Raw genomic sequence first — 25,626 nt, 5'->3', positions numbered from 1 at the left:
GAATCGGTTCTTTCGATACCTAAAAGTCAGGTTTGTGCATGCGATCGGTTGTCCGTCGAGTGTGCGCAAAAGCAACTGCTGGGTGCGATTGGTTCATGGCCGTTCCAGTGGGGCGGGCGATGCAGGAAACGGGTGGCGGATGCGAGGCTCGCATGTAGGATCGGTCAGCTGCCGGAGGAGGGTTTCATGCTCACGCTTTACGATTATCTGCCGTCTCAGAATGGCTGGAAGGCCCGGGTTCTGTTCGGGTTGCTCGATATTCCCTACCGGACCCGCCTGGTGTCCATCTTCGAGGGTGAGGGGCGCACGGACGCCTTTCTCGATCTCAATCCGGCAGGCGGCATCCCCGTTCTCGAACTGGAGGATGGGCGCACCATCGCCGAATCCAACGCAATTCTGGCTTACGTCGCGGACGGCACGCAATTTTTTCCGGCGGAACGCTATCAGCATGCCAAGGTCATGCAATGGCTGTTCTTCGAGCAATATCATATCGAGCCCGTCATCGGCACGTTGCGCTTCTGGACGCTGACGGGGCGGCTTGAGCTCAATGCCGTCATGGCCGAAGCCAAACGCGCGGCCGGGCTTCGAGCGCTTGCCGCGCTGGAGCGCGGACTGAAGAACACGCCGTTTCTTGTCGGTGGGGAGTTTTCGATCGCTGATATAGCCGTTTACGCCTATGCCCATAGGGCGACGGATTGTGGCTTCGCTCTCGCCGACTACCCAGCGCTTACGGCTTGGTTCGATCGGGTGCTTGACGTCATCGGGCCAAATTACCCGATCCATCTCTACAGCGAAGACCCGCGTACTGCCGTCTGAACGCGGCTGGAGTTTGCATCGTTGGCCAGCAGCGAGCCTCATTCCAGGGCTTACAAACAAAAATGCCGCCGGAAGGCGGCATTCTCGTCATTGCTATCGGTTTGCTAGACTCAGACGACTTCGGTGCTTTCGAAGGCGCCATGGCAGTGCTTGTACTTCTTGCCGGAGCCGCAGGGGCAGGCCTCGTTGCGGCCGACGCGGCCCCACGTGGCCGGGTTCTGCGGATCGCGGTTCTCTGGCGAAACGAAGCTTTCGCTCGCGAGCGCGAACGGGGAGAATTCGTCCTCGCCTGTCGTCGCGTCGATATGGCGGGCCTGCATCGGCGGTGTTTCCGGTTCGGCCGGCTGCTGCACGAGCTCGACGCGCGAAAGCTGGGCTGTGACGGCCTGGCGAAGGTTGTTCAGCAGCGCCTGGAACAGCTCGAAAGCCTCGGCCTTGTATTCCTGCAGCGGATCGCGCTGGGCGTAGCCGCGGAAGCCGATGACCGAGCGCAGGTGGTCGAGGTTGACGATGTGCTCGCGCCAGAGATTGTCCAGCGTCTGCAGCACGATGGAACGCTCGACATAGGTCATGATCTCGGGGCCGAAGCGTTCTGCCTTTTCGGCCGCTGCCTTTTCGGCGGCTTCCGTCAGGCGGGCGCGGATGTCATCTTCGGCGATGCCTTCTTCCTTGACCCAGTCATGAACAGGCATGTCGAGATCGAAGAAGTTGGCGACACCAGTCTTCAGGCCATCGGCATCCCATTGTTCGGCATAGGCGCGCTCGGGAATATGCCTGGCGACGAGGTCCTCGATGACGTCGTGGCGCATGTCGCCGACGAATTCGGAGAGGTCCTTCGATTCCATCAACTCAACGCGCTGGTCGAAGATGACCTTGCGCTGATCGTTCAGCACGTCGTCGTACTTCAGAACGTTCTTGCGGATGTCGAAGTTGCGGGCTTCGACCTTCTTCTGGGCGCGTTCCACCGCCTTGTTGATCCAGGGATGGACGATCGCTTCGCCTTCCTTGAGGCCGAGCTTCTGCAGCATGCCGTCCATGCGGTCGGAGCCGAAGATGCGCATCAGGTCGTCCTGGAGCGACAGGTAGAATTTCGAGCGGCCGGGGTCGCCCTGACGGCCGGAGCGGCCGCGCAGCTGGTTATCGATGCGGCGGCTTTCATGGCGCTCGGATGCGATGACGTAGAGACCGCCGGCAGCGATCGATTGCTGCTTTAGCTCCTTGATCTCTTCGGCGATGCGGGCAATGGCCGCGTCGCGCTCCGGACCCTGCTCCATTTCGTGCAGGTCACGCTCGACCCGCATTTCCAGATTGCCACCGAGCTGGATGTCGGTGCCGCGGCCGGCCATGTTGGTAGCGATCGTCACCGCGCCGGGAACGCCGGCCTGGGCGACGATGTAGGCTTCCTGCTCATGGTAGCGCGCATTCAGAACCTGGAAGTTGCTGAAGCCTCGCTTGCGCATGAGATCGGCGAGAAGTTCGGACTTCTCGATCGACGTCGTGCCGACCAGCACGGGCTGGCCGCGCTTGTGGGCGTCGAGAATCTCGTTGATGATGGCGTTATACTTCTCGGCATGCGTACGATAGACCTCGTCGTCCTCGTCGACACGCTGGATCGGCAGGTTGGTCGGCACTTCGATCACGTCGAGGCCGTAGATGTTGCCGAATTCTTCCGCTTCCGTCGACGCCGTACCGGTCATGCCGGCGAGCTTGTCGTACATGCGGAAATAGTTCTGGAAGGTGATCTGCGCCAGCGTCTGGTTTTCCGGCTGGATCTGCACATGTTCCTTGGCTTCGAGCGCCTGGTGCTGACCGTCCGAATAGCGGCGGCCCGGCATCATGCGGCCGGTGAATTCGTCGATGATGACGACTTCACCGTTGCGGACGATATAGTCCTTGTCGCGCTGGAACAGCTTGTGCGCCTTCAGCGCATTGTTGATGTGGTGGACGATCGCGACGTTCTCGACGTCGTAGAGCGATTCACCCTTCAACAGGCCGGCTTCGCGCAGCATGTTTTCCAGCTTCTCGGTGCCGTCTTCGGAAAAGTTGGCCGAGCGCTGCTTTTCATCGATTTCGTAGTCTTCCTTCGCCAGGCGGGGAATGAAGGCGTCGATGGTGATGTAGAGATCGGAGCGGTCGTCGAGCGGACCGGAGATGATCAGCGGCGTGCGCGCTTCGTCGACAAGGATCGAGTCCACTTCGTCGACGATCGCAAAATTGTGGCCGCGCTGAACCATCTGGGCGCGCTCATATTTCATGTTGTCGCGCAGATAGTCGAAGCCGAGTTCGTTATTGGTGGCGTAGGTGATGTCGCAGGCATAGGCGTCATGGCGCTGTTCGTCCGACAGGCCGTGAACGATGACGCCCGTCGTCAGGCCGAGGAAGCCGTAGAGGCGGCTCATCGTGCCGCTGTCGCGCTGAGCCAGGTAATCGTTGACGGTAACGACATGCACGCCCTTGCCGGCCAGCGCGTTCAGATAGACCGGCAGGGTTGCGACGAGGGTCTTGCCTTCACCGGTCTTCATTTCGGCGATGGCATTGGAATGAAGGATCATGCCGCCGATGAGCTGCACGTCAAAAGGTCGCATGCCGAGAACGCGGCGCGAGGCCTCGCGTGCCACAGCAAAGGCTGGCACGAGGATATCGTCCAGCGTCTTGCCATCCGCGAGCTGCTGGCGGAACTCAACCGTCTTGGCGGCCAGAGCTTCATCGGACAGCGCACGCATCTGCTGCTCGAGCGCATTGATTGCGGCTACTTGCGGCTGGAACGATTTGACCCGGCGGTCGTTGGACGAGCCGAACAACTTGCGGGCAATTCCACCTAGGCTGACCATGTGACTGGTCCTTTCTGAGATTTCATCCTGCCGTTTCCTGCTTTATCCTTTCCCGAAAAAAACGGGAGTATAGCACAAAACGGCCGGAAACTGTTCTGGACGCGAGGTTGCGTGACAGATAAGAGGGGGGTCGATTGATGTCAACGGGATTTGGCCGATACAGAAAGGCCACATTCTCCTGCTGAAGGCTTTTTTACGCCGGATTTCACATCTGTCGAGCCGGTCGAGACCACCGAAGGGTTATTTTATGTTGAAGTATAACAAACTTGCTGCGGTTGCTTTCGCAACAATCGTTACCTTCCAGGCTCCGGTCTTTGCGGCCGATGCCAAGGACCCCGTTGTCGCCAAGGTCGGCGATGTCGAAATCCATCAGTCCGAACTCGATCTGGCGATCGCCAATCTCGATCCGCAGCTCGGCCAGCTTCCGGATGACCAGAAGAAGGTCGCAGCACTTTCGGCTTCGGTCGATGTGAAGCTGCTGTCGCAGAAGGCTGCCGCCGAGAAGCTTGACCAGACGCCGGACTTCCAGGCTCACATGGCCTATCTGCGTGACCGCGAGTTGCACAATGCCTACTTCAAGGCGCATGTCGCCGACTCCATCAAGGACGACGAAGTCAAGGCTCGCTACGACAAGGAAGTCGCAGCCCTGCCGAAGCAGGAAGAAGTTCATGCCCGCCACATCCTCGTAAAGACCGAGGATGAAGCCAAGGCGATCATCAAGGAACTCGATGCCGGCAAGGATTTCGCCGAACTTGCCAAGGAAAAGTCGACCGATCCGAACAAGGCCGACGGCGGCGATCTCGGCTATTTCGGCCATGGCCGCATGGTCAAGGAATTCGAGGACGCAGCCTTCGCCCTCCCGGTCGGCACCTACACGAAGACGCCGGTCAAGACCGATTTCGGCTGGCATGTCATCAAGGTGGAAGACAAGCGCAATGCTCCTCCTCCGCCGTTCGACCAGGTCAAGGACCAGGTTCGTCAGCTCGTCATGCGCGACAAGTATCTTGAGCTGCTGAACAAGGCCAAGCAGGATACCAAGGTCGTCATCAACGATCCGGCTCTCAGCAAGGCCTATGACGATGCGCAGAAGCAGCAGGACGCAGCACCGGCCGACGACGCCGTTGCGCCTGCCGATGGTGCGGCAGCGCCCGACGCTCAGCCGCAGCAGTAATTGAAAGCAGTCAAACAATCAGGGCCCGGGTTTTCCGGGCCCTTCACTGTTAGGTGGGTCTCATGTCCGGTTCCGTTTCTCCGCTCGCTCCTAAAACCTTTACTGCCATGCCAGCCCTTCGCGGTGTGCGTATGACCACGGCATCCGCCGGCATCAAGTACAAGAACCGGACCGATGTCCTGCTGATGGTCTTCGACAAGCCTGCGGCCGTTGCCGGTGTTTTCACCCGTTCGAAGTGCCCTTCGGCTCCCGTCGATTTCTGCCGGAAGAATCTGGCCCACGGCAGCGCCCGTGCCGTGGTCGTCAATTCCGGCAATGCCAATGCCTTTACTGGCCTGAAGGGTCGCCAGGCGACGGAACTGACCGCCAAGTCCGCGGCTGTGGCTGTCGGCTGCGGTGAAAACGAAGTTTACCTCGCCTCGACAGGCGTTATCGGCGAACCGCTTGATGCCACCAAGTTTGCCGGCGTGCTCGACACGATGGCCAAGGATGCGGTCAACGATTTTTGGTTCGAGGCCGCCAAGGCAATCATGACCACGGATACCTATCCGAAGGTCGCGACCCGCACCGCCGAGATCGGCGGTGTCAAGGTCACCATCAACGGCATTGCCAAGGGTGCCGGCATGATCGCGCCCGACATGGCGACGATGCTCTCCTTCGTTGTTACCGATGCCGATATTTCCTCTGCCGCGCTGCAGACGCTGCTGTCCGAGGGTGTCGGCCCGAGCTTCAACTCCATGACCGTCGACAGCGACACGTCGACTTCGGATACGCTGATGCTGTTTGCTACCGGTGCCGCCGCGGCTGACGGGCAAGCGCATATCGACCGCGCCGACGATCCGAAGCTTGCCGGCTTCCGCGCAGCGCTCAACGAGCTCTTGAAGGATCTCGCCATCCAGGTCGTTCGCGATGGTGAAGGCGCGACCAAGATGCTCGAAATCACTGTGACCGGCGCTGAAAGCGATGCTGCCGCCAAGCGCATCGCCCTTTCGATCGCCAATTCGCCGCTGGTCAAGACCGCGGCCGCCGGCGAAGACGCCAATTGGGGCCGCGTCGTCATGGCCGTCGGCAAGGCCGGCGAAATGGCGGATCGCGACAAGCTCGCCATCTGGTTCGGCGATGTCCGCGTCGCCGTCAACGGCGAGCGCGACGCTTCCTATTCGGAAGAAGCCGCCTCGAATGTCATGAAGCAGCAGGATATTCCTGTGAAGGTCGATCTCGGCCTCGGCAATGGTCGCGCAACGGTCTGGACCTGTGACCTCACCAAGGAATATGTTGCCATCAATGGCGACTACCGGAGCTGATATTCTGCTGATGCATGCGCAGTCCACAATAAACAAGCTGCCCCTGGTGCGCAGGCTCGAAGCCGTTGGCTTCCGTGCCTGGCCTGCATCGTCGGTGCAATATGATGGCAGCTGGCAGATCCGGCTGACAGCGGGTCATCCGTCGAAGCGGCTGAATTCTGTCGTGCCGCTCGATCCCTCCGATCATCGCGATCTCGAAATTCGGCTGGCAAAAGCGCAGCGCAAGTTCGAGGCGTATGGGAGGCCGATGGTCGTGCGCGAGACGCCGCTCGCCTCGCGGAGGCTCATCGAGCTCCTGCGGGAGCACGGCTGGACATGCTTCGACGAGACAATCGTCATGACCGCCAATCTCGTCGATCTCGAACTGCCTGACATGCTAGATCATCTGCCGAGCCACGATGTCGGCCGCTTTGTGGATGCAAGCCTCATCGTCGATGAAGCGGACCCCGCCTTGAAGCCGGCACTGGCCGAGGTGGTGAGCGGCATCAAGCCGCCATCGGGCCTCTTCGTCATCGAGGATGCCGAAGCCGGTCCTTTGGCAACGACGCTTTGCGTACAGGACAATGATCTTGCCGGCGTCATGTCTGTTGCCGTCTCGCCGCAGCATCGGCGCAAGGGGCTGGGTGCCGAAATCCTGACCTCTGCCTTGCGCTGGGCCCGTATGCGCAGTGCCAAGACCGCCTGGCTTCAGGTCAGCGCCGACAATGCTCCGGCTTTGGCGCTCTATGCCCGCTTCGGTTTCCGCGAAGCCTATCGTTATTGCTATTGGCAACCGCCGAGGGCTGCATGAGCGAGGCTGGCCGCAAGATCGTTCTCGTTGCCGCCTGTGCGCTTATCGACACGGATGGCCGCATCCTGTTGGCGCAGCGTCCCGAAGGGAAATCGCTTGCCGGCCTTTGGGAATTTCCCGGTGGCAAGGTCGAGGCCGGCGAAACGCCGGAGGAGACCCTGGTGCGCGAGCTTCAGGAAGAACTCGGCATTCAAACGAAGATTGCCTGTCTGGCGCCGCTGACCTTTGCCAGCCACACCTATGAAACCTTCCATCTGCTGATGCCGCTCTATATCTGCCGGCGTTACGAGGGAATCCCCCATGGCCGGGAAGGGCAGGCGCTCAAATGGGTGCGGCCGCAAGCTTTGCGTGACTATCCGATGCCGCCGGCCGACGAGCCGCTGATCCCGTTTTTGCAGGATTTGCTCTAAGGTTAGATATCCCTAAAGCGGAACTTTGATTTCTCAAGCTGATCGAGGCTGTTGGGTGTCGGATCTCTTCCCGATGGGTCTGCCTTTGGTGCTCTTCGCAGCAACTCTGTCAACATCTCCGACTGCCTGACAGAATTGTGGCGAATTGCTTCCAGATGCTCGAGCATGAGTCCAAAGGCAAAAATTGCGGCGCCCCAAAAAGCGTATACAAGGGCGGCGATCACCCCCGCGACAAAACCGCGGATGCCTTCGATGAAAAGCATCGAGATCGCGACCAGGATCGCGAGAGCCATAACGAGGCTGCCAACAGCTTTAAAAAGCCCTACCATACAATAGCCTTCTGCAACTTAAGATGATAAAATTTCCGCATAAGTTGCATCGTGACGGGCAAGTGTCAATCTCAATTTATTGGTGTTTGAGGCGCTTACCCGTTCTATTGCGTGTTGCTGCTGAAGAGATTTGGCATTCGTTGATGCGCCGCATCTTTTTTGAACCCGCCAAGCCAACGTTTCGTGTGCACAACAGCAACGCACGGTAAGTATGGTTAACGAAAATTAGCCATTTGAAATCAGCTGCATAAGCCGAATCACGCACTGTCCCAGAATTTTACGTCTCATTAATTTGCATGTGGATATTAAGGGATCGTTTATGACCTTCTGGCATTCAATTCTCTCAATCAAGCGGGTTGTTGGGTGCGTTAAAGAAGGCTTGACATAATGGACGACGATTTCTGGAAAGCTGTTCAGGAAAAAGAGCAGTCCTATTCCACGTCGCGCAGGACGGGCGCGTTGAATATCGCTCTGCTGTTCGGTACGGCGGCGGTCGCGCTTTCGCTTATTCTCACGCCGATGCTCTCCGACAAATCGAAGTCGCGCGTGCTTGCAAGTGCGCCGGATATTGACAATATTACGACGGGTTCGATCCCGCAGACGGAAAACGGCAAGCGTTATACGATCCGCCGCAGCGTTCTGCAGCAGGAACCGGGTTCGGTCTGCATTGTCCAGGGTTATGGTGCCGACAGCGGCTGCCAATAGTGCATGAGCATAGCCTGCCGGATGCCATGACGAGCATCGGATTCATCTGTTGTCCAATGCTGGGAGCCTTGAGCTTATGCGTTCCGTTCGGCGTATTTTCACCGACAAGACCGGTGCCACGGTCATCGAATACGGCCTCATCGCCGCCTTGATGTCGGCTGCAATCATCAGTGGTGTCGGTGCCTTTAGTGGCAGCCTCTCAAGCACATTCAATATTCTGTCCAATACGATCCAGAATTCCGCCGCCTCCCAGAACAACTGACGCGGCTCGCAAACCTCTGGCTATTGCTTCAGTTTGTGCTCTTCGACCTTGAGCGCATCGGCCAATCGCGCCTTGGCGGAACCCGGTTGTAACGGCTTCTGCTGGCTTTCATGTGGCGTCCAGCCTGAAACATAGATGATCGAGAATGTCGCCCTGATCCGCCCGTCCGGATCGGAATAGCGTTCGGCATAGAGTTCGGCGGCGCGCAGGAAGAAGGCACGCGTCAGCGGCTTGCGGCTGCGATCGACCAGCGGGTTGGTCATCCCCATGGCGCGCAGATCGCGCATCAGGGCAAAGAGATTGTCGTAGCGCACGGTGTAGTTTTCGGCGTCGATGACGGGCAGGGTAAAGCCGGCACGCTGAAGGAGACCGCCGACATCACGGACATCGGCAAATGGGATGACACGCGGGCTGGCACCGCCGGTCAGCTCGATTTCCGTCGCGAGCAATACATCGCGCAGTTCCTGCAGGGTTCCGGAGCCGGGGATCGCCGCCAGGAAAAGCCCGTCGGCCTTCAGCGCGCGACGGATCTGGATGAAGACACCGGGCGTGTCGTTGGTGACATGCAGGCTGAGCGGCGACAGCACGAGATTGACCGATTCCGCCTCCAGGGGCAGTTCCTCCGGCGACGACTGGATGAGGGTCTCGCCGGGAGCGGCAAAGCCGATCTCGCTTTCGATCCGTCTCAAATGGCCGATCTTGCCCGTTGCCAGAGCCAGCTGCGCGGCAATGCCGGTCGCGCCATGCAGCTCGACGGCCTCGTCGAAATGGCGTTCGGTAACACCAAGCCGTTCCGCCAGTTCGCCGGCGGCAATATCGAGCAGAAAGGCCGATTTCGGATCGCCTTGTCTCAAGGCCCGGCGCTTGCGGGCCGAAAGCAGCGATTGGTCGAACACGATTTCCATGGTGGTTTCCTGCGATATCATCAGTTCGGCGGGGCGTGCCGGGCACGCGGGTTTTCCCTCGCGCAATTCCGGACGGAAAACCGCTATACACTTTTCCTGGAATTGCTAGTCTCAATCATATGGGGATGATGGGACGCGAAACCACCTTGTCGATGCTGGGTGCCGGGCTGAAAAGGCCCTTCGTGGCGCTTGCGGATCTCGTCTATCCGCCTGCCTGCCCGGGATGCGGCGTTTCCGTGGGCGCGCATCGCGGTCTTTGTCCGGCGTGCTGGTCCGGTATTCGCTTCATCGAACGACCCTACTGCGAGGTTCTCGGCAGTCCGTTTTCCCATGATCTTGGTGCGGGAATTCTGAGTGCCGAGGCGATTGCCGAACCGCCCGTCTTCGACCGTTTACGGTCGGCTGCCGTTCACGACGGCATCGTGCGGGATCTTGTTCTCAGCCTGAAATATCGCGATCGCACCGATCTCGCGCCGATGATGGCAGGCTGGATGCTGCGCGCCAGCGACGGGGCGATTGCGGGTTGCGATGCGATCATTCCCGTGCCGCTGCACCGCGCGCGGCTGTTTGCGCGCAAGTATAACCAGGCGGCCGAGCTCGCACGCCACATCGCCCGCCTTTCGGGTAAGCCGCTGCTGGCTGCAACGCTGCTGCGTGTCAAGCGCACGAGCCAGCAGGTGGGCCTCGGGGCCAAGGCGCGGCAGGATAATGTGCGCGGCGCGTTCGCCGTCTCCGAGCACCGGGGCGCCGATATATTCGGGCGGCGCATCGTTCTGGTCGATGATGTCTATACCACCGGCGCCACGGTTGCGGCGGCGACACGTGCGCTGAAGAAAGCAGGCGCGGCCGATGTCACGGTTTTGACCTTTGCAAGGGTCGTCGGTCATCTTATATGACACTAGAGGCGGATGATTTTAGGTCGAAACGACCAAAAATCATCCGCCCTAGAATCAAATAAGTAGAGCATGATGTCGTCCGAAAACCGCAGACACTTTTCGGCATCATGCTCTAAATCTAGGCTTTTCCGGAGTGGATCATGGCATCCGTCGTTATCTATACGCGTGAATTCTGCGGCTATTGCGCCCGCGCGAAGTCGCTGCTTGAATCCAAGGGCGTCGATTATGTCGAACACAATGCGACCTATTCGCCTGAGATGCGGCAGGAAATGATCGCCAAGGCGAATGGTGCCTCGACCTTCCCGCAGATCTTCATCAATGGCGAGCACGTCGGCGGCTGTGATGATATCCATGCGCTCGACCGGGCCGGCAAGCTCGACCTGATGCTGGCTGCCTGACCTGTTCTTGACGAGGGAGAAACCGATGAGCTTCAAGGCTGCTGCCATCCAGATGTGTTCCGGCGTCGATCCGGTGAAGAACGCGGCTGATATGGCGCGCCTGGTGCGCGATGCCGCCTCCAAGGGTGCTGTCTATGTGCAGACGCCCGAGATGACCGGCGCGGTGCAGAAGGATCGGCCCGCCATGCGCGCCGTGCTGCGCGACGAGTCGAACGACCTCATCGTCAAGACGGCGTCCGAGCTCGCGAAGGAACTCGGCATCCATCTGCATATCGGCTCGACGGCCATTGCGCTCGATGACGGCAAGATCGCCAATCGCGGCTTTCTCTTCGGTCCCGACGGCAAGCTCATCAATCGCTACGACAAGATCCATATGTTCGACGTTGATCTCGACAATGGCGAGAGCTGGCGCGAGAGCGCCGTCTACCGTCCCGGCTCGGAAGCGCGCATCGCGTCGCTGCCTTTCGCCGAGCTCGGCTTTTCCATCTGCTACGACGTGCGTTTTCCGCAGCTCTTCCGCGCCCAGGCCGTTGCCGGCGCCGAGGTGATGACGGTGCCCGCCGCTTTCACCAAGCAGACCGGTGAGGCGCATTGGGAAATCCTGCTGCGCGCCCGCGCCATCGAAAACGGCATGTTCGTCATTGCCGCCGCGCAGGCCGGCAAGCATGAGGATGGCCGCGAGACCTTCGGCCATTCGATGATTATCGATCCCTGGGGCAAGGTGCTGGCATCCGCCGGCGGCACGGGCGAGGCCGTCGTCATCGCCGAGATCGATGTGGCCGCGGTGAAATCCGCCCATGACAAGATACCGAACCTGAAGAATGCGCGTGAGTTTTCGCTGGAGAAGATCACGACGCCGGCGGCTGGAGGCGTCGCTGCTTGATCCATTATTCGCTTCACTGTGACAATGCCCATGAGTTCGAGGGCTGGTTTTCCGAAAGTGCCGATTTCGACCGCCAGGTCGCAAGCGGTTTCCTCACCTGTCCCGTCTGCAATTCGGCTGCAATTTCCAAGCTGCTAATGGCGCCTTCGGTTTCGACGGCGCGCAAGAGGGACGAGATGCAGACGGTTGCCATGAATACGGCGCGCAAAGAGGCAATGACCAAACTCAAGGAAGCGGTCGACGCCATCAAGGCCAATGCGGAGGATGTCGGCGCGAAGTTTCCCGAGGAAGCCCGCAAGATCCATTATGGCGAGGCGGATGCGCGCGGGATCATCGGCAAGGCGACGCCGGACGAAGCGCAGGCGCTTGTCGAAGAGGGCATCGAGATCGCCGCCATCCCCGTGCTGCCAGACGATATCAACTGATGCCGGCAAGTGCTGGCAAGCATCTCGCCATGTATAATTTCGGGCTGCATGTCGCGGCCTATGAAAGCCCTGCCGTCGAGGGATTTCGCTTGCGGGAAGCGGCGAATTTCGAGGCAGCTGCCCGCGCGCATGGCTTTATCGGTCGATCAGGCTATGCTGGCGAGCCAGATACCCTTTGCTGGGGTGAGCAGGTCTTTCCGCGTTTCATCGAGGGCAGCGGCTTTCGGACCGCGCCGTCATCGCTGTCGCTCTGGGCCGATATCGAATCGCTGATGGCATTCACCTATAGCGGCGTACATGCCGACGCCCTGAAGGGCGCGCGGCATTGGAACGTCAGGCAGAACTGGCCGCCGCTCGTCCTTTGGTGGATCGATGCCGGGACCATTCCGGAATGGAAGGATGGCGTCGAGCGCTTTGAACATCTGCACGATCACGGTGCCAGCCCGGCCGCCTTCTCGTTCAAGCAGCCCTATGGACCTGATGGCCGACCTCAGGAGATCGACCGCCTTCGTATCAAGGAGATCGTTGCTCGCAACGCCGTGGGCCAGAGCGAATTGCTGGCACATGTGCTAACGCTGAAAGTCTGAGGCAAGTTCGCCGAAGTGCGATCAGCTCAAATTCGCTCGCTTCGCCAACAGCATGTAGTTGACGTCCATATCTTTCGAGAGATTCCAGCGATCCTGCAGCGGCGAATAGAAGACGCCGGTGCGGGCGATGATGTCGAGGCCGCTCGCGGCGAGCGGCTTCTCGATCTCTTCCGGGCGCACCAGCTTTTCATATTGATGGGTGCCGCGCGGCAGCCAGCGCAGCACGTTTTCTGCGGCGAAGATGGCAAGGGCCGCTGCCTTCATGGTGCGGTTGATGGTCGCAACGAACATCAGGCCGCCGGGGCGCACCATTTTTGCGCAGGTCGACAGGAAGAATTCGACGTCGGCAACGTGTTCGACCACTTCCATATTCAGCACGATATCGAAGGTCTCGCCAGCCTCGGCCAGCTGTTCGGCGGTAACAGCACGGTAATCGACGGGAACGCCGGAGGCCTTTGCGTGCGTCGAGGCGATGCCGATGTTTTTTTCGGAAGGGTCGGCGCCGATGACGGTGGCGCCCATGCGGGCCACCGGCTCTGACAGCAGGCCGCCGCCGCAGCCGATGTCGAGCACCCGCAGGCCCTCCAGTGGCCGGCTGCTCTTCGGGTCGCGATTAAAATTCTCGCAGGCGCGGTCGCGGATATAGGCCAGACGGACGGGATTGAATTTGTGAAGCGGTTTGAACTTGCCGGTTGGGCTCCACCACTCGGCCGCCATGGCGGAAAAACGGTCCACTTCGCTTTGGTCGATCGTGCTCTTTGCCGTTTCGCTCATGGCTCACTCCGTGATTTGCGTCATTCCGTGGTTTGGATGACCGCAAGCAAATAATTCTTACCCGAAGGGTGAAGTCGGACGATCGATGCGTGATGTCAAGGGCCTGCGACCTTCGATCAGCTGTGGGGTATCTCGATCGCGAGGCGCGAATTGCCATGCGGAGGTTGACATGGAGGTATCTTATGGCCGATCAATCGCCGGGCTGTGAAATGGGCTTTCGGAACCGGGATCGATTGCGATCGACTGGCTTGTAGAGGAGTTCCTCATGAGACCACTCCGTCTCGCGACGACCGTCGTCATGTGCTGGCTTGCGGCCGGCCATGCAAATGCCGGGGACGGCAAGGGGTTTCGCCTGACGATCGACGGGGTCAGCGTCGGCATCAATCCCGGCGATGCGCTCGAGGTCACCATGAAGGACGGCCGCAAGGTTCCGGTGGAGCTGCAACGCAGCGAAACGGTGACCTTCACCGGCGGCAAATTCTCCTTCGATCATGACGGCAAATTTACGGTCGCAAAGACGGATCTGGGCGACGGCGTGCAGCAATATGCGCTGATGACGCCGATCGGCACCGGCATCATCATCCAGGTCTATAAGGGCCTCAACCCTTCCAGCTATACCGATGTCGTACTGCAGCAGATGGTGCAGGAGAGCATCAATGGCGGCGCGAAGATCAGCAAACGGCCAACCGAGCGCACATTGCCGAGCGGCAGCGTGCTGAAGGGCGTGAAAGCCGAGACGAAGACGGACGACGACGTCATGGAGTATGAGATCGTCGCGACCGGTCGGCCGGAAGGCGGCGTGCTCGTCGCCACGTTCCTCAACAAAGAAAACATCCCCAAGGAAGGGGGCGTTCTCGACAAGCTCTGGGCGACCTTAAAAGTGGATTTTTAGAGTAAAGTTTTCGTCGCCTCTGGCGTCCGATGCTATTGCACCTGCCCGACAAACTCGCTAAGAGACGGCCCCATTGAGATCACGCTTTTCCGGCTACCGAACCGGGAGGGCGATTTTGCATGTCGGGCTATCCGCATTCGGCCGCCCGGCGCAGGGTACTGGTAGAGGCACATGGCACGCATCGTGATGAAATTCGGCGGAACCTCCGTCGCGGATCTGGACCGTATCAAGAACGTCGCACGCCATGTGAAACGTGAGGTCGATGCCGGTCACGAAGTAGCAGTCGTCGTTTCCGCCATGTCCGGCAAGACCAACGAGCTGGTCGGCTGGGTTCAGAACATGCCCAAAGTCGCCGGCGCCGAACACTCGATCTATGATGCGCGCGAATATGACGCCGTGGTTGCTTCGGGCGAGCAGGTCACGTCAGGTCTTTTGGCGATCGCGCTGCAGGCGATGGGCATCAATGCCCGCTCCTGGCAAGGCTGGCAGATCCCGATCCGTACCGATAACGCCCATGGCGCGGCCCGCATTCTCGACATCGACGGCGAGGACATGATCCGCCGCATGAAGGAAGGCCAGGTGGCCGTTGTTGCCGGCTTCCAGGGTCTCGGCCCCGACAATCGCCTTGCGACGCTCGGCCGCGGCGGTTCCGATACCTCGGCCGTTGCGATCGCCGCCGCCGTCAAGGCCGACCGTTGCGATATCTATACCGATGTCGACGGCGTCTATACGACCGATCCGCGCATCGAGCCCAAGGCACGTCGCCTGAAAAAGATCGCCTTCGAGGAAATGCTCGAAATGGCCTCCCTCGGCGCCAAGGTGCTGCAGGTGCGCTCGGTCGAGCTTGCCATGGTGTTCAAGGTCCGCACCTTCGTGCGTTCGTCTTTCGAGGATCCCGATGCTCCGGGCATGGGCGATCTGCTTAACCCGCCCGGAACGCTGATTTGTGACGAGGATGAAATCGTGGAACAGGAAGTAGTCACCGGCATTGCCTATGCCAAGGATGAGGCCCAGATCTCGCTGCGTCGTCTTGCCGACCGGCCGGGTGTCTCCGCCGCGATCTTCGGGCCGCTGGCCGAAAACCACATCAATGTCGACATGATCGTCCAGAACATTTCCGAGGACGGCTCCAAGACCGACATGACCTTCACGGTTCCCTCCGGCGATGTCGACAAGGCGCTGCGCGTTCTCGGCGAAAACAAGGAAAAGATCGGTTACGACGTCGTCCAGAGCGAATCAGGTCTGGTCAAGGTGTCGGTCATCGGCATCGGCATGCGCTCGCATGCAGGCGTGGCCGCGACCGCTTTCCGGGCACTTGCCGAAAAAGGCATCAACATCAAGGCCATTACGACGTCAGAAATCAAGATTTCCATCCTGATTGACGGTCCTTATGCAGAACTGGCAGTCAGGACTTTGCATTCCTGCTACGGTCTGGATAAGAGTTGATTCAGGACTGTTGACGAGGGACCGTGACGGAGGCGAGTTTCGGCCGGCCCTGACGTGGGCAAGACAGGCATGAGATCTTGATTCGGGAGCTAGTGGCGCAATGAGAGACCTATCCGGCGGTCCACGCGTTCTGCTCAAGCGGCTACGCGAATTGATGGCGGAGCCGCTGGAGCCGCAGGAGCGCCTTGACCGGATCGTCCGCCAGATTGCCAGCAACATGGTCGCCGAGGTGTGCTCGGTCTATGTGCTGCGCGCCGACGGTGTCCTGGAACTTTACGCCACCGAGGGCCTGAACAAAGAGGCCGTTCACCTCTCGCAATTGAAGATGGGGCAAGGTCTCGTCGGCACGATCGCCGCATCCGCCCAACCGCTCAATCTTTCGGACGCGCAATCGCATCCGGCCTTCCGCTACCTGCCGGAAACCGGCGAAGAGATTTATCATTCCTTCCTCGGCGTGCCGATCCTGCGCACCGGCCGGTCGCTCGGCGTTCTCGTCGTCCAGAACAAGGCGAGCCGCAACTACCGCGAGGAAGAGCTGGAGGCGCTCGAGACGACGGCCATGGTGCTGGCCGAGATGATCGCCACCGGCGAGCTGAAGAAGATCACCAAGCCTGGCCTGGAACTCGATCTTACCCGCTCCGTGACTATCGACGGCGACACTTACAATGAAGGTATCGGCCTGGGCTATGTCGTGCTGCACGAGCCGCGCATCGTCGTCACCAATCTGTTGAACGAGGATGCCGACAAGGAAATCGGCCGTCTCGCCGAAGCGCTCGGCTCGCTGCGCATTTCGATCGACGACATGTTGTCGCGCCGCGACGTTTCCATGGAAGGCGAGCATCGTGAGGTGCTTGAAACCTACCGCATGTTCGCGCATGACCAGGGCTGGGTGCGCAAGCTCGAGGAAGCCGTCCGCAACGGCCTGACAGCTGAAGCCGCGGTTGAAAAGGTGCAGAGCGACACGAAGGCGCGCATGATGCGCCTCACCGATCCCTATCTGCGCGAGCGCATGCACGATTTCGAAGATCTGGCGAACCGGCTACTCCGGCAGCTTATCGGTAATTCGGGCCGCACCAGCGCCGAAGGTTTCCCAGGCGATGCCATCATCTTCGCGCGCGCCATGGGTGCGGCAGAGCTGCTCGACTATCCGCGTGCCAATATTCGTGGTCTTGTGCTGGAAGAGGGTGCGGTCACGAGCCACGTCGTCATCGTGGCGCGTGCCATGGGCATTCCGGTTGTCGGACAGGCGGTAGGCGTTGTTGCGCTGGCGGAAAATGGCGATCCTGTCATCATCGACGGCGATGGCGGTCACGTGCATCTTCGGCCGATGGCAGATCATCAACGCTCTTACGAAGAGAAGGTGCGGTTCCGCGCTCGTCGGCAGGAGCAGTTCCGTGCGTTGCGCTCCGTTGAGCCGGTTACCAAGGACGGGCAGCGCATTTCTCTGCTGATGAATGCCGGTCTCTTGGTCGACCTGCCGCAGCTCTCCGAATCCGGCGCCGAGGGTATCGGTCTGTTCCGCACCGAGCTGCAGTTCATGATCGCCTCGACCATGCCGAAGGCGGAAGAACAGGAAGTCTTCTATCGCAATGTGATGAAGCAGGCGGGCGGGCGCGTCGTTACCTTCCGTACGCTCGACATCGGCGGCGACAAGGTCGTACCCTATTTCCGTGCGCATGAGGAAGAGAACCCGGCGCTCGGCTGGCGCGCCATCCGTCTCTCGCTCGACCGGCCGGGTCTGCTGCGCACGCAGCTGAGAGCCATGCTGAAGGCTGCAGCCGACAACGAATTGAAGATGATGGTGCCGATGGTCACGGAAGTCTCCGAGATCAGAGCGGTGCGCGAGCTCCTGCAGAAGGAAGTGCAGCATCTTTCACGCTTCGGGCACGGCCTGCCGCGCAAGCTGCAATTTGGCGCCATGCTTGAGGTGCCGGCGCTCCTGTGGCAGCTGGACGAGCTGATGGCGGAAGTCGATTTCGTCTCCGTCGGTTCCAACGACCTGTTCCAGTTCTCGATGGCGGTCGATCGCGGCAATGCCCGCGTTTCGGATCGCTTTGACCCGCTCGAACGTCCGTTCCTGCGTATCCTGCGTGATATCGTGCGCGCCGGCGAGCGCAACAAGACGCCGGTAACTCTTTGCGGCGAACTGGCCGGCAAGACGATTTCGGCCATGGCCCTGCTCGGCATCGGCTTCCGTGCAGTGTCCATGTCGCCGGCCTCGATCGGTCCGGTCAAGGCGATGCTGCTCGGGCTCGACCTCAAGGCCCTGTCTGATGTCATGGAGGCAGCGCTCGATGACAAGCAGCCGACGACGTCCATGCGGGATATCCTTGCGCGCTTTGCCGAGAGCCACAATATTCCGCTTTAGCGTGCGATCCTGAAAGACACGAAGCGGTTTGCGGGCAGGATCATGCGCATCACATCAAAGCAGAGATAATAAGAAGAATTGGAGTTAAGGGTGGCGAAGCTCCCCGTTGAAAAAATGCGCGAATTGGAACGCCGCTTCGGCGAGATCGAAGCGCGCATGTCCGCCGGCCCGGCCGCGGATGTCTATGTGAAGCTTGCTTCCGAATATTCCGAATTGCAGCCGGTCGTCGTCAAGATCCGCGACTATGAACGTGTTCTCACCGAGGCTGCAGATCTCGAAACCATGCTCGCCGACAAGTCGGTCGACCGTGAAATGCGAGATCTGGCCGAAATGGAGCTGCCCGAGGTCAAGGAGCGCATCGAGACGCTGGAAAAGGATATCCAGATCGAGCTTCTGCCGAAGGATGCGGCCGACGAGAAGAGCGCGATCCTCGAAATCCGCGCCGGTACCGGCGGCTCCGAGGCGGCGCTTTTCGCGGGCGACCTTTTCCGCATGTATGAGCGTTTTGCCGCCAGCAACGGCTGGAAAGTGGAAGTGCTTTCCGCCAGCGACGGCGAAGCGGGCGGCTTCAAGGAAATCATCGCCACGATCAGCGGCAAGGGCGTGTTCTCCAGGCTGAAATTCGAATCCGGCGTGCACCGTGTGCAGCGCGTGCCGGAAACCGAGGCGAGCGGGCGCATCCATACCTCGGCGGCAACCGTCGCCGTGCTGCCGGAAGCCGAGGAAATCGATATCGAGATCCGGCCCGAGGATATTCGTATCGACACCATGCGTTCTTCCGGCGCTGGCGGCCAGCACGTCAACACGACGGACTCGGCCGTGCGCATCACGCATCTCCCCTCCGGCATCGTGGTGACGAGCTCGGAAAAATCGCAGCATCAGAACCGTGCGAAGGCTATGCAGGTCTTGCGCTCGCGCCTGTTCGACATGGAGCGCCAGCGCGCCGACAGTGAACGCTCCGCCGATCGCAAGAGCCAGGTCGGCTCGGGTGACCGCTCCGAACGTATCCGTACCTATAATTTCCCGCAGGGACGCGTCACCGATCACCGTATCAACCTGACGCTCTATAAGCTCGACCGGATGATGGTCGGCGAGATCGACGAAGTGGTCGATGCGCTGCTGGCGGATTACCAGGCGAGCCAGCTCGCCCAGCTCGGCGAACAGGCGTGAGCGGCGGGCAGCGGCCGACCATATCCGGGCTCCTGCAGGAGGTGCGCGCCCGCTTCGCCGAGGCCGATCTCGATGATCCCGCTACGGAAGCCCGCATTCTTGTCGGCGGCCTTCTGTATCTTTCCGCCACCGGGCTCGTGACACATGGCTCCGAGCCTGTGTCTGAGGGTGATGCCGCGGCGGTACGCGCGGCGATCGCCCGCCGGCTCAAACATGAGCCGGTCTATCGCATTCTCGGCGAGCGGGAGTTTTATGGACTTTCCCTCAAGCTTTCGGCAGCGACGCTCGAACCGCGGCCCGATACGGAAATTCTTGTCGATACGATGTTGCCGCACCTGCGGCGTCTTGAATCCAAAGTCGGCAATGTCCATATACTCGATATCGGAACGGGAACCGGGGCCATTTGTCTGGCTCTGCTTCATGAATGCCCCGGAGCGACGGGTGTAGGTTCCGATATTTCCGGCGAGGCGCTGGAAACCGCTCGCGGGAACGCTGAGCGAAATGGCCTGGCGGCGCGGTTCGGGACTGCGCAAGGAAGCTGGTTTGAAGCCATCCACGGATGTTTTCATGTGATTGTCTCAAATCCGCCCTATATTGCGTCTAGTGTCATTTCCACTCTCGCTCCAGAAGTAAAGGATTTCGATCCTCCCGCGGCCCTTGACGGGGGCCTTGATGGGCTGGATGCATACAGGGCGATCGCAAAGGATGCGGCTCGATTTCTATATCCGAATGGTATGATTGGTGTGGAGATCGGCTACGATCAGCGTGAAACGGTGACTTCGGTTTTTGAAGGAGCAGGATTTTCCCTTGTCGAGGCGGTTCGTGACTACGGCCAGAACGACCGGGTTCTTGTGTTTGAATTTCAACATTAACGTCACATTTTGCAGCGGATTTGTGGGACCCTTGTTGTTATCGCAAAGAAAAAGCTTGGATTTCCTGAGGAAGCAATATAGGTTGCGCTCACGCGTTGGGCGGCTGGGAATGAGCGAGACGATTCGCTTATCTTGGACAGCCTCGGGGAACCGCTCTTTGGTAAGAGTGTCAAAGGTTGAAGATAACCCAATGCGTGATCAGTTTAATCTGACGTAGTCGAGCGGCAGACCGGCGCCAAAGCGCAGTTTGCTTGCGGCACGAAAGCCCTGGTTTGGAAGTGTCCGAACCGCGGCGGCAGGTGTCGTGTATGATTTTATCCCAACGAAGAGAATTCAGGTGAAGGATCTATGAGGCCAGGACAGCAGAACAAGCGCGGTCGGGGGCGTGGTAATAACAACAACGGCGGCGGCGGCGGAAATAACAACAACAATTTCAACCGTAAGGGCTCGAACCCGCTGACCAGGACTTACGACAGCTCCGGTCCCGATGTGAAAATCCGCGGAACCGCACAGCATATCGCCGAGAAGTACGCGGCCTTGGCTCGCGATGCTCAAAGCTCTGGCGACCGCGTCATGGCAGAAAATTACCTGCAGCATGCCGAACACTATAATCGGATCATTGCCAGCGCGCAGGCGCAGATGCAGGAACGCTACCAGCGCGACGATCATCACAACTACAATGACCGCGATAATGCCGAGCGTGACATCGACGATATGGATGCGCAGGAGATCGACGATCAGCCGCAGATGGCTCAGCCGTCGGCGCGCCCGCAGCATGCTGCTCCGGCCGTTGCCGCGGCGCCTGCTCACGAGCCCGAAGCCATCAACGGTACTGGCCCGCAGCCGGTGATCGAAGGCATTCCTGCCGAAGTGGCAATCGAAGAGGAAACTCCGGCAGTCGCCGCCACCGAGCGTCAGCCGCGCCGTCGCAGCGCGGGCGGCAATCGTCCGCGCCGCCAGCCGCGCCGTAGCGCCGCAGCCGAGGGCGAAGACCAGGGTGAAACCGGGTCGAGCGAAGCTCCGGCTATGGCGGATGCGGCCTCGGAATAAGGCTTGTTCCCGGCTGGGAGCCAGCCGTCTGGACGAAACGAGAAACGGCAATGGCGGCTTGAGTGCCGCCATTGCCTTTTTGGTATGGAGTTCGTATTGAGCAAGTAACTCCTCACGCCGTCGCGCATGTGTTGATAGGGTACCGGCCGGAGAGGCAGTCCCCTGTCAGCCGCAAGATCGGTAGCTGGTTCATGTTTGAATTCTTGAGAAAAAAGAAGCCGCTCGTCGTCGCGGTCACATTGAACGCCCGCCTACGGCCACTCGACCGGGCCGACGTCGAAGACGCCTTTGAAGAGGCGCTGACGAAGCACGGTCATGGCGTGCGCGTGGTTGGTGGCGGTACATCGATGACGCCTGATGGCGAAGTCAGTGAATGCGATATCCAGATCGAGCTGGACAATCCCTCCGATAAGATGATCGCAACCGTCATCGGCGCTCTTGAGGCGATACTGGCGCCCAAGGGATCGCGCCTGCAGGTTCCCGGTCGCGATCAATCGATAGCGTTTGGCGTGCAGGAGGGCCTTGCCTTGTATCTGAACGGAACCGATCTGCCGAAAGCCGTATACGCGGATTGCGATGTCAATCATGTTTTCGACGAATGCGAGCGGCTGTTAGAAGGGATCGGCGGCGTCAACAGCTATTGGGAAGGCCCCAGGGAAACGGCCCTGTATATGTATGGGGCCGATTTCATCACCATGCGGGAACGGTTGGCGCCGTTGCTGGAAAGCTACCCCTTATGCCGACAATGCCGTATCGAGCAAATTGCGTAACGATGGCCTGAGGCGTCTTCATCAGGCTATTCAATCCGTCGGTTTTTCCGGCCTATGGCTCTTTAAACTTTTCAAATCTCCTCCCATATTCTCTCCAGTTGTCTTGCCGCAAATCTCAACGGCGGAAAGGCGGGGCCTGCCTCTTGAGGGGGCTCAATCTCAATCATCGATCTGTGCCTTTCTGGGCAGAGCGATTCATGGAGGTCTCATATGAATATTGAAAAATACTCCGAGCGGGTGCGCGGTTTCCTGCAATCCGCCCAAACCTATGCGCTTGCGCAGGGTAATCAGCAATTTGCTCCCGAACATGTGCTGAAGGTGCTTCTGGACGACGATCAGGGCATGGCTGCCTCGTTGATCGAGCGCGCCGGTGGTGACGCCAAGGCTGCCCGCCTTGCCAATGATGCCGCACTTGCCAAGCTGCCGAAGGTTTCCGGCGGCGACGGTCAGGTCTATCTCTCGCAGCCGCTCGCCAAGGTCTTTACCGCAGCTGAAGAGGCAGCAAAGAAGGCCGGCGACAGCTTCGTTACCGTCGAGCGTCTGCTGCAGGCCTTGGCGATCGAGCCTACGGCTTCGACGTCGGCAACCCTGAAGAAGGCCGGCATCACGCCTGTTGCCCTCAACCAGGTCATCAACGATATCCGCAAGGGCCGCACCGCCGACTCTGCCAACGCGGAGCAGGGTTTCGATTCCTTGAAGAAATACGCCCGTGACCTCACTGCCGAGGCGCGCGAAGGCAAGCTCGACCCGGTGATCGGCCGCGACGACGAAATCCGCCGCACGATCCAGGTTCTGTCCCGCCGCACCAAGAACAATCCCGTGCTCATCGGCGAGCCCGGCGTCGGCAAGACGGCCATCGTCGAAGGCCTGGCGCTGCGCATCGTCAATGGCGACGTGCCGGAATCGCTGAAGGATAAGAAGCTCATGGCGCTTGACATGGGCGCTTTGATTGCCGGCGCGAAGTTTCGCGGCGAATTCGAAGAGCGGCTGAAGGCCGTGCTTAACGAAGTGCAGTCGGAAAACGGCGAAATCATCCTGTTCATCGATGAGATGCACACACTCGTCGGTGCCGGCAAGGCCGATGGCGCCATGGATGCGTCCAATCTTTTGAAGCCGGCCCTTGCCCGCGGCGAACTGCACTGCGTCGGTGCGACCACGCTCGATGAGTACCGCAAGCATGTCGAGAAGGATCCGGCCCTTGCCCGCCGCTTCCAGCCTGTCATGGTTGAGGAGCCGACGGTCGAAGACACGATCTCGATCCTGCGCGGCTTGAAGGAAAAATACGAACAGCATCACAAGGTGCGCATCGCCGATGCCGCGCTGGTGGCGGCTGCAACCTTGTCGAACCGCTACATCACCGACCGCTTCCTGCCGGACAAAGCCATCGACCTGATGGACGAAGCCGCAGCGCGTCTGCGCATGCAGGTGGATTCCAAGCCGGAAGAGCTCGACGAACTTGATCGTCGTATCATCCAGCTGAAGATCGAGCGTGAGGCGCTGAAGAAGGAAACCGACCAGGCTTCCGCCGACCGGCTGAAGCGGCTGGAGACGGATCTCACTTCCCTGGAAGAAGAAGCCGATGCGCTGACCGCGCGCTGGCAGGCTGAAAAGCAGAAGCTCGGTCTTGCTGCCGACCTCAAAAAGCAGCTTGATGACGCCCGCAACGAACTCGCCATTGCCCAGCGCAAGGGTGAATTCCAGCGTGCCGGTGAGCTCGCCTATGGCGTGATCCCCAATCTGGAGAAGGAACTCCACGCTGCGGAAGAGCAGGATAGTGCCCGCGATTCCATGGTGCAGGAAGTGGTGACCGCCGACAACATCGCCCAGGTCGTTTCCCGCTGGACCGGGATTCCCGTGGACAAGATGCTGGAAGGCGAGCGCGACAAGCTGCTCCGCATGGAAGACGAGCTGGCAAAGTGGGTCGTCGGTCAGGGTGACGCCGTTCAGGCTGTCTCCCGTGCTGTCCGCCGTTCTCGCGCGGGCTTGCAGGATCCGAACCGGCCGATCGGCTCGTTCATCTTCCTCGGCCCGACCGGCGTCGGCAAGACGGAGTTGACGAAGGCGCTTGCCCGCTTCCTCTTCGACGACGACACCGCGATGGTTCGTATCGACATGTCTGAGTACATGGAGAAACACTCCGTGGCCCGACTGATCGGTGCTCCCCCCGGCTATGTCGGCTATGAGGAAGGCGGCGCTCTGACCGAAGCCGTCCGTCGCCGGCCTTATCAGGTCGTGCTGTTCGACGAGATCGAGAAGGCGCACCCCGATGTCTTCAACATCCTGCTCCAGGTTCTGGACGACGGACGGTTGACGGACGGGCAGGGCCGTACCGTCGACTTCCGCAACACGATGATCATCATGACCTCCAATCTGGGGGCTGAATATCTGACCCAGCTGAAGGATGGCGATGACAGCGATCTGGTGCGCGAGCAGGTGATGGAGGTGGTCCGGTCGCATTTCCGGCCGGAATTCCTGAACCGTGTCGACGAGATCATTCTGTTCCACCGCCTGAAGCGTGACGAGATGGGCGCGATCGTCGATATCCAGCTGGAGCGGTTGCTGAAGCTGCTGTCGGAACGCAAGATCACCCTCGAGCTCGATGAGGATGCCCGCCATTGGCTGGCCAACAAGGGTTACGATCCGGTCTACGGTGCACGGCCGCTGAAGCGGGTGATCCAGAAATATGTCCAGGATCCGCTCGCCGAGCAGATCCTGTCCGGGCAGATTCCGGATGGCTCGGTCGTCAAGGTCACCAGCGGTTCCGACCGGCTGTTGTTCCGTGCGCGCCAGGCCGTGAACGAAGCGGCCTAAACGGGACTGGATGAACAAACACAGATGGCGGTCTTCGGGCCGCCATTTTGCTGTTGGCCATAGTGGCGAGAGGCCAGCACGAAATTGGCCGGTCGGCGGAGATTATTTGCTGGCGATCTGCTTCGACTTGTCGTCGGTGAGCAGCGTATCGATGCGTTTGCGCTCTTCCTGGAACTTGGCGAGCGCATCGCCTTCCAGCGATTTGCCGCCGGGAAGGCGGATGCGCAACGGATCGACCTTCGTGCCGTTGACAATCAGCTCATAGTGCAGGTGAGGGCCAGTCGCGAGACCTGTCGAGCCGATAAAGCCGATCACCTGTCCTTGCACCACCTTCGCGCCAGGGACGACGCCTTTGGCGATGGCGCTCTGGTGATTGTATGAGGAGACATAGCCATTGGCATGGCGGATCAGCGTCTGGTTGCCGAAGCCGCCCGAATCCCAGCCGGCTTTTTCGACGATGCCGTTGCCGGCCGCGATGATCGGCGTGCCGCGTGGGGCTGCCCAGTCGACGCCAGTATGCATGCGCGCAAAACCGAGGATGGGGTGACGACGCATGCCGAAGCCGGATTTGAAGATGCCCGTGGGAACGGGGTTGCGCAGCAGGAACTGCCGGATGCTCTTGCCGGCTTCGTCAAAGTAATCGATCGAATGATCGGTCGGGTCCTCGAAGCGATAGAAGCGGGTGACGTTGTCGCCGAACCTGGCGTTGACGTAGAGCAGTTCCGAATCGGCCGTCGCCTGTCCCTTGTCGTCGGTGACCG

At 60.1% G+C, this 25,626-nt stretch carries 25 protein-coding genes (1 of these 25 running past the window's edge); 20 read left to right on the top strand and 5 right to left on the bottom strand.

The window, feature by feature from the left end:
* The first annotated feature begins 186 nt into the window (after positions 1-186).
* Positions 187-816 carry a glutathione S-transferase family protein gene (locus tag ABOK31_RS13945; RefSeq protein WP_174177816.1) on the top strand — a complete coding sequence of 210 codons (630 nt, stop codon included), beginning with the start codon at positions 187-189 and terminating at the stop codon, positions 814-816.
* Between the two features lie 110 nt (positions 817-926).
* On the opposite strand, the gene secA is transcribed toward ABOK31_RS13945, so the two are convergent.
* A complete protein-coding gene (gene secA / locus ABOK31_RS13940) occupies positions 927-3,647 on the bottom strand; it encodes a preprotein translocase subunit SecA (protein ID WP_349956406.1) in 2,721 nt (906 codons plus the stop codon).
* A gap of 247 nt (positions 3,648-3,894) precedes the next feature.
* Here secA and ABOK31_RS13935 point away from each other — a divergent pair, with 247 nt between their 5' ends.
* The 4 genes from ABOK31_RS13935 (at position 3,895) to mutT (ending at position 7,322) form a co-directional block, all read left to right on the top strand.
* Positions 3,895-4,818: a peptidylprolyl isomerase gene (locus ABOK31_RS13935; RefSeq protein WP_349956405.1), complete on the top strand. Its 924-nt coding sequence runs from the start codon at positions 3,895-3,897 to the stop codon at positions 4,816-4,818.
* A gap of 62 nt (positions 4,819-4,880) precedes the next feature.
* On the top strand, positions 4,881-6,122 hold the full coding sequence (gene argJ, locus ABOK31_RS13930) for a bifunctional glutamate N-acetyltransferase/amino-acid acetyltransferase ArgJ (RefSeq protein ID WP_349956404.1): 1,242 nt from the start codon (positions 4,881-4,883) through the stop codon (positions 6,120-6,122).
* Positions 6,103-6,912 carry a GNAT family N-acetyltransferase gene (locus ABOK31_RS13925; protein WP_349956403.1) on the top strand — a complete coding sequence of 270 codons (810 nt, stop codon included), beginning with the start codon at positions 6,103-6,105 and terminating at the stop codon, positions 6,910-6,912. Before argJ ends, ABOK31_RS13925 begins: the two co-directional genes overlap by 20 nt.
* On the top strand, positions 6,909-7,322 hold the full coding sequence (gene mutT / locus ABOK31_RS13920) for an 8-oxo-dGTP diphosphatase MutT (protein WP_174177807.1): 414 nt from the start codon (positions 6,909-6,911) through the stop codon (positions 7,320-7,322). Before ABOK31_RS13925 ends, mutT begins: the two co-directional genes overlap by 4 nt.
* 2 nt (positions 7,323-7,324) lie before the next feature.
* Here mutT and ABOK31_RS13915 read toward each other — a convergent pair whose 3' ends face one another.
* Complete coding sequence (locus ABOK31_RS13915; RefSeq protein WP_349956402.1) at positions 7,325-7,651, bottom strand: hypothetical protein; 327 nt, start codon at positions 7,649-7,651, stop codon at positions 7,325-7,327.
* Between the two features lie 387 nt (positions 7,652-8,038).
* Between ABOK31_RS13915 and ABOK31_RS13910 the strand changes: the two genes are divergently transcribed.
* Both ABOK31_RS13910 and ABOK31_RS13905 read left to right on the top strand, forming a co-directional pair.
* Positions 8,039-8,356, top strand: coding sequence for a hypothetical protein (locus ABOK31_RS13910; RefSeq protein ID WP_069612953.1), 318 nt, complete (start codon positions 8,039-8,041; stop codon positions 8,354-8,356).
* A gap of 76 nt (positions 8,357-8,432) precedes the next feature.
* Positions 8,433-8,618 (top strand): Flp family type IVb pilin, encoded by a 186-nt coding sequence (locus tag ABOK31_RS13905; protein WP_174177803.1) that lies wholly within the window; start codon positions 8,433-8,435, stop codon positions 8,616-8,618.
* Positions 8,619-8,638: 20 nt separating this feature from the next.
* On the opposite strand, the gene ABOK31_RS13900 is transcribed toward ABOK31_RS13905, so the two are convergent.
* A complete protein-coding gene (locus ABOK31_RS13900) occupies positions 8,639-9,523 on the bottom strand; it encodes a methyltransferase domain-containing protein (protein ID WP_349956401.1) in 885 nt (294 codons plus the stop codon).
* A gap of 119 nt (positions 9,524-9,642) precedes the next feature.
* Between ABOK31_RS13900 and ABOK31_RS13895 the strand changes: the two genes are divergently transcribed.
* From ABOK31_RS13895 to ABOK31_RS13875, 5 genes are all read left to right on the top strand, one after another.
* Complete coding sequence (locus tag ABOK31_RS13895; protein WP_349956400.1) at positions 9,643-10,419, top strand: ComF family protein; 777 nt, start codon at positions 9,643-9,645, stop codon at positions 10,417-10,419.
* Between the two features lie 140 nt (positions 10,420-10,559).
* The gene (gene grxC / locus ABOK31_RS13890; RefSeq protein WP_349956399.1) at positions 10,560-10,817 is read left to right on the top strand and encodes a glutaredoxin 3; all 258 of its coding nucleotides are present in this window, start codon (positions 10,560-10,562) and stop codon (positions 10,815-10,817) included.
* A gap of 25 nt (positions 10,818-10,842) precedes the next feature.
* Positions 10,843-11,700 carry a carbon-nitrogen hydrolase family protein gene (locus ABOK31_RS13885; protein WP_349956398.1) on the top strand — a complete coding sequence of 286 codons (858 nt, stop codon included), beginning with the start codon at positions 10,843-10,845 and terminating at the stop codon, positions 11,698-11,700.
* On the top strand, positions 11,697-12,125 hold the full coding sequence (locus ABOK31_RS13880; RefSeq protein WP_349956397.1) for a DUF1178 family protein: 429 nt from the start codon (positions 11,697-11,699) through the stop codon (positions 12,123-12,125). Before ABOK31_RS13885 ends, ABOK31_RS13880 begins: the two co-directional genes overlap by 4 nt.
* A complete protein-coding gene (locus tag ABOK31_RS13875) occupies positions 12,125-12,712 on the top strand; it encodes a DUF3291 domain-containing protein (protein WP_349956396.1) in 588 nt (195 codons plus the stop codon). The genes ABOK31_RS13880 and ABOK31_RS13875 overlap by 1 nt, the downstream gene beginning before the upstream one ends.
* A 21-nt stretch (positions 12,713-12,733) precedes the next feature.
* Here ABOK31_RS13875 and ubiG read toward each other — a convergent pair whose 3' ends face one another.
* The gene (gene ubiG, locus ABOK31_RS13870; protein WP_349956395.1) at positions 12,734-13,486 is read right to left on the bottom strand and encodes a bifunctional 2-polyprenyl-6-hydroxyphenol methylase/3-demethylubiquinol 3-O-methyltransferase UbiG; all 753 of its coding nucleotides are present in this window, start codon (positions 13,484-13,486) and stop codon (positions 12,734-12,736) included.
* Positions 13,487-13,751: 265 nt separating this feature from the next.
* On the opposite strand from ubiG, the gene ABOK31_RS13865 reads away from it, so the two are divergent.
* From ABOK31_RS13865 to clpB, 8 genes are all read left to right on the top strand, one after another.
* Positions 13,752-14,378, top strand: coding sequence for a hypothetical protein (locus tag ABOK31_RS13865; protein WP_174177789.1), 627 nt, complete (start codon positions 13,752-13,754; stop codon positions 14,376-14,378).
* Positions 14,379-14,549: 171 nt separating this feature from the next.
* Positions 14,550-15,824 carry an aspartate kinase gene (locus tag ABOK31_RS13860; RefSeq protein WP_174177787.1) on the top strand — a complete coding sequence of 425 codons (1,275 nt, stop codon included), beginning with the start codon at positions 14,550-14,552 and terminating at the stop codon, positions 15,822-15,824.
* A gap of 100 nt (positions 15,825-15,924) precedes the next feature.
* Complete coding sequence (ptsP, locus tag ABOK31_RS13855) at positions 15,925-18,192, top strand: phosphoenolpyruvate--protein phosphotransferase (protein ID WP_174177786.1); 2,268 nt, start codon at positions 15,925-15,927, stop codon at positions 18,190-18,192.
* A 90-nt stretch (positions 18,193-18,282) separates the two neighbouring features.
* Positions 18,283-19,362, top strand: a complete 1,080-nt coding sequence (gene prfA, locus ABOK31_RS13850) for a peptide chain release factor 1 (RefSeq protein WP_174177784.1) — start codon at positions 18,283-18,285, stop codon at positions 19,360-19,362.
* Positions 19,359-20,234, top strand: coding sequence for a peptide chain release factor N(5)-glutamine methyltransferase (gene prmC / locus ABOK31_RS13845; RefSeq protein WP_349956394.1), 876 nt, complete (start codon positions 19,359-19,361; stop codon positions 20,232-20,234). The genes prfA and prmC overlap by 4 nt, the downstream gene beginning before the upstream one ends.
* A 348-nt stretch (positions 20,235-20,582) precedes the next feature.
* The gene (locus ABOK31_RS13840) at positions 20,583-21,284 is read left to right on the top strand and encodes a DUF4167 domain-containing protein (protein ID WP_349956393.1); all 702 of its coding nucleotides are present in this window, start codon (positions 20,583-20,585) and stop codon (positions 21,282-21,284) included.
* A 62-nt stretch (positions 21,285-21,346) separates the two neighbouring features.
* Positions 21,347-22,054 (top strand): hypothetical protein, encoded by a 708-nt coding sequence (locus ABOK31_RS13835; RefSeq protein ID WP_349956392.1) that lies wholly within the window; start codon positions 21,347-21,349, stop codon positions 22,052-22,054.
* A gap of 210 nt (positions 22,055-22,264) precedes the next feature.
* Complete coding sequence (gene clpB, locus ABOK31_RS13830; RefSeq protein WP_349956391.1) at positions 22,265-24,865, top strand: ATP-dependent chaperone ClpB; 2,601 nt, start codon at positions 22,265-22,267, stop codon at positions 24,863-24,865.
* A gap of 102 nt (positions 24,866-24,967) precedes the next feature.
* Here the strand turns inward: clpB and ABOK31_RS13825 are convergent, their stop codons facing one another.
* Positions 24,968-25,626, bottom strand: partial view of a M23 family metallopeptidase gene (locus ABOK31_RS13825; RefSeq protein WP_349956390.1) — the 3' portion only. It continues 1,282 nt past the right edge of the window; only the last 659 of its 1,941 coding nucleotides appear in the window; the start codon falls outside the window, past its right edge; it ends in the stop codon at positions 24,968-24,970.

Source organism: Rhizobium sp. ZPR4 (assembly GCF_040215725.1).
GTDB lineage: Bacteria > Pseudomonadota > Alphaproteobacteria > Rhizobiales > Rhizobiaceae > Rhizobium > Rhizobium rhizogenes_D.
This window is presented reverse-complemented; position numbering and strand designations above follow the sequence as displayed.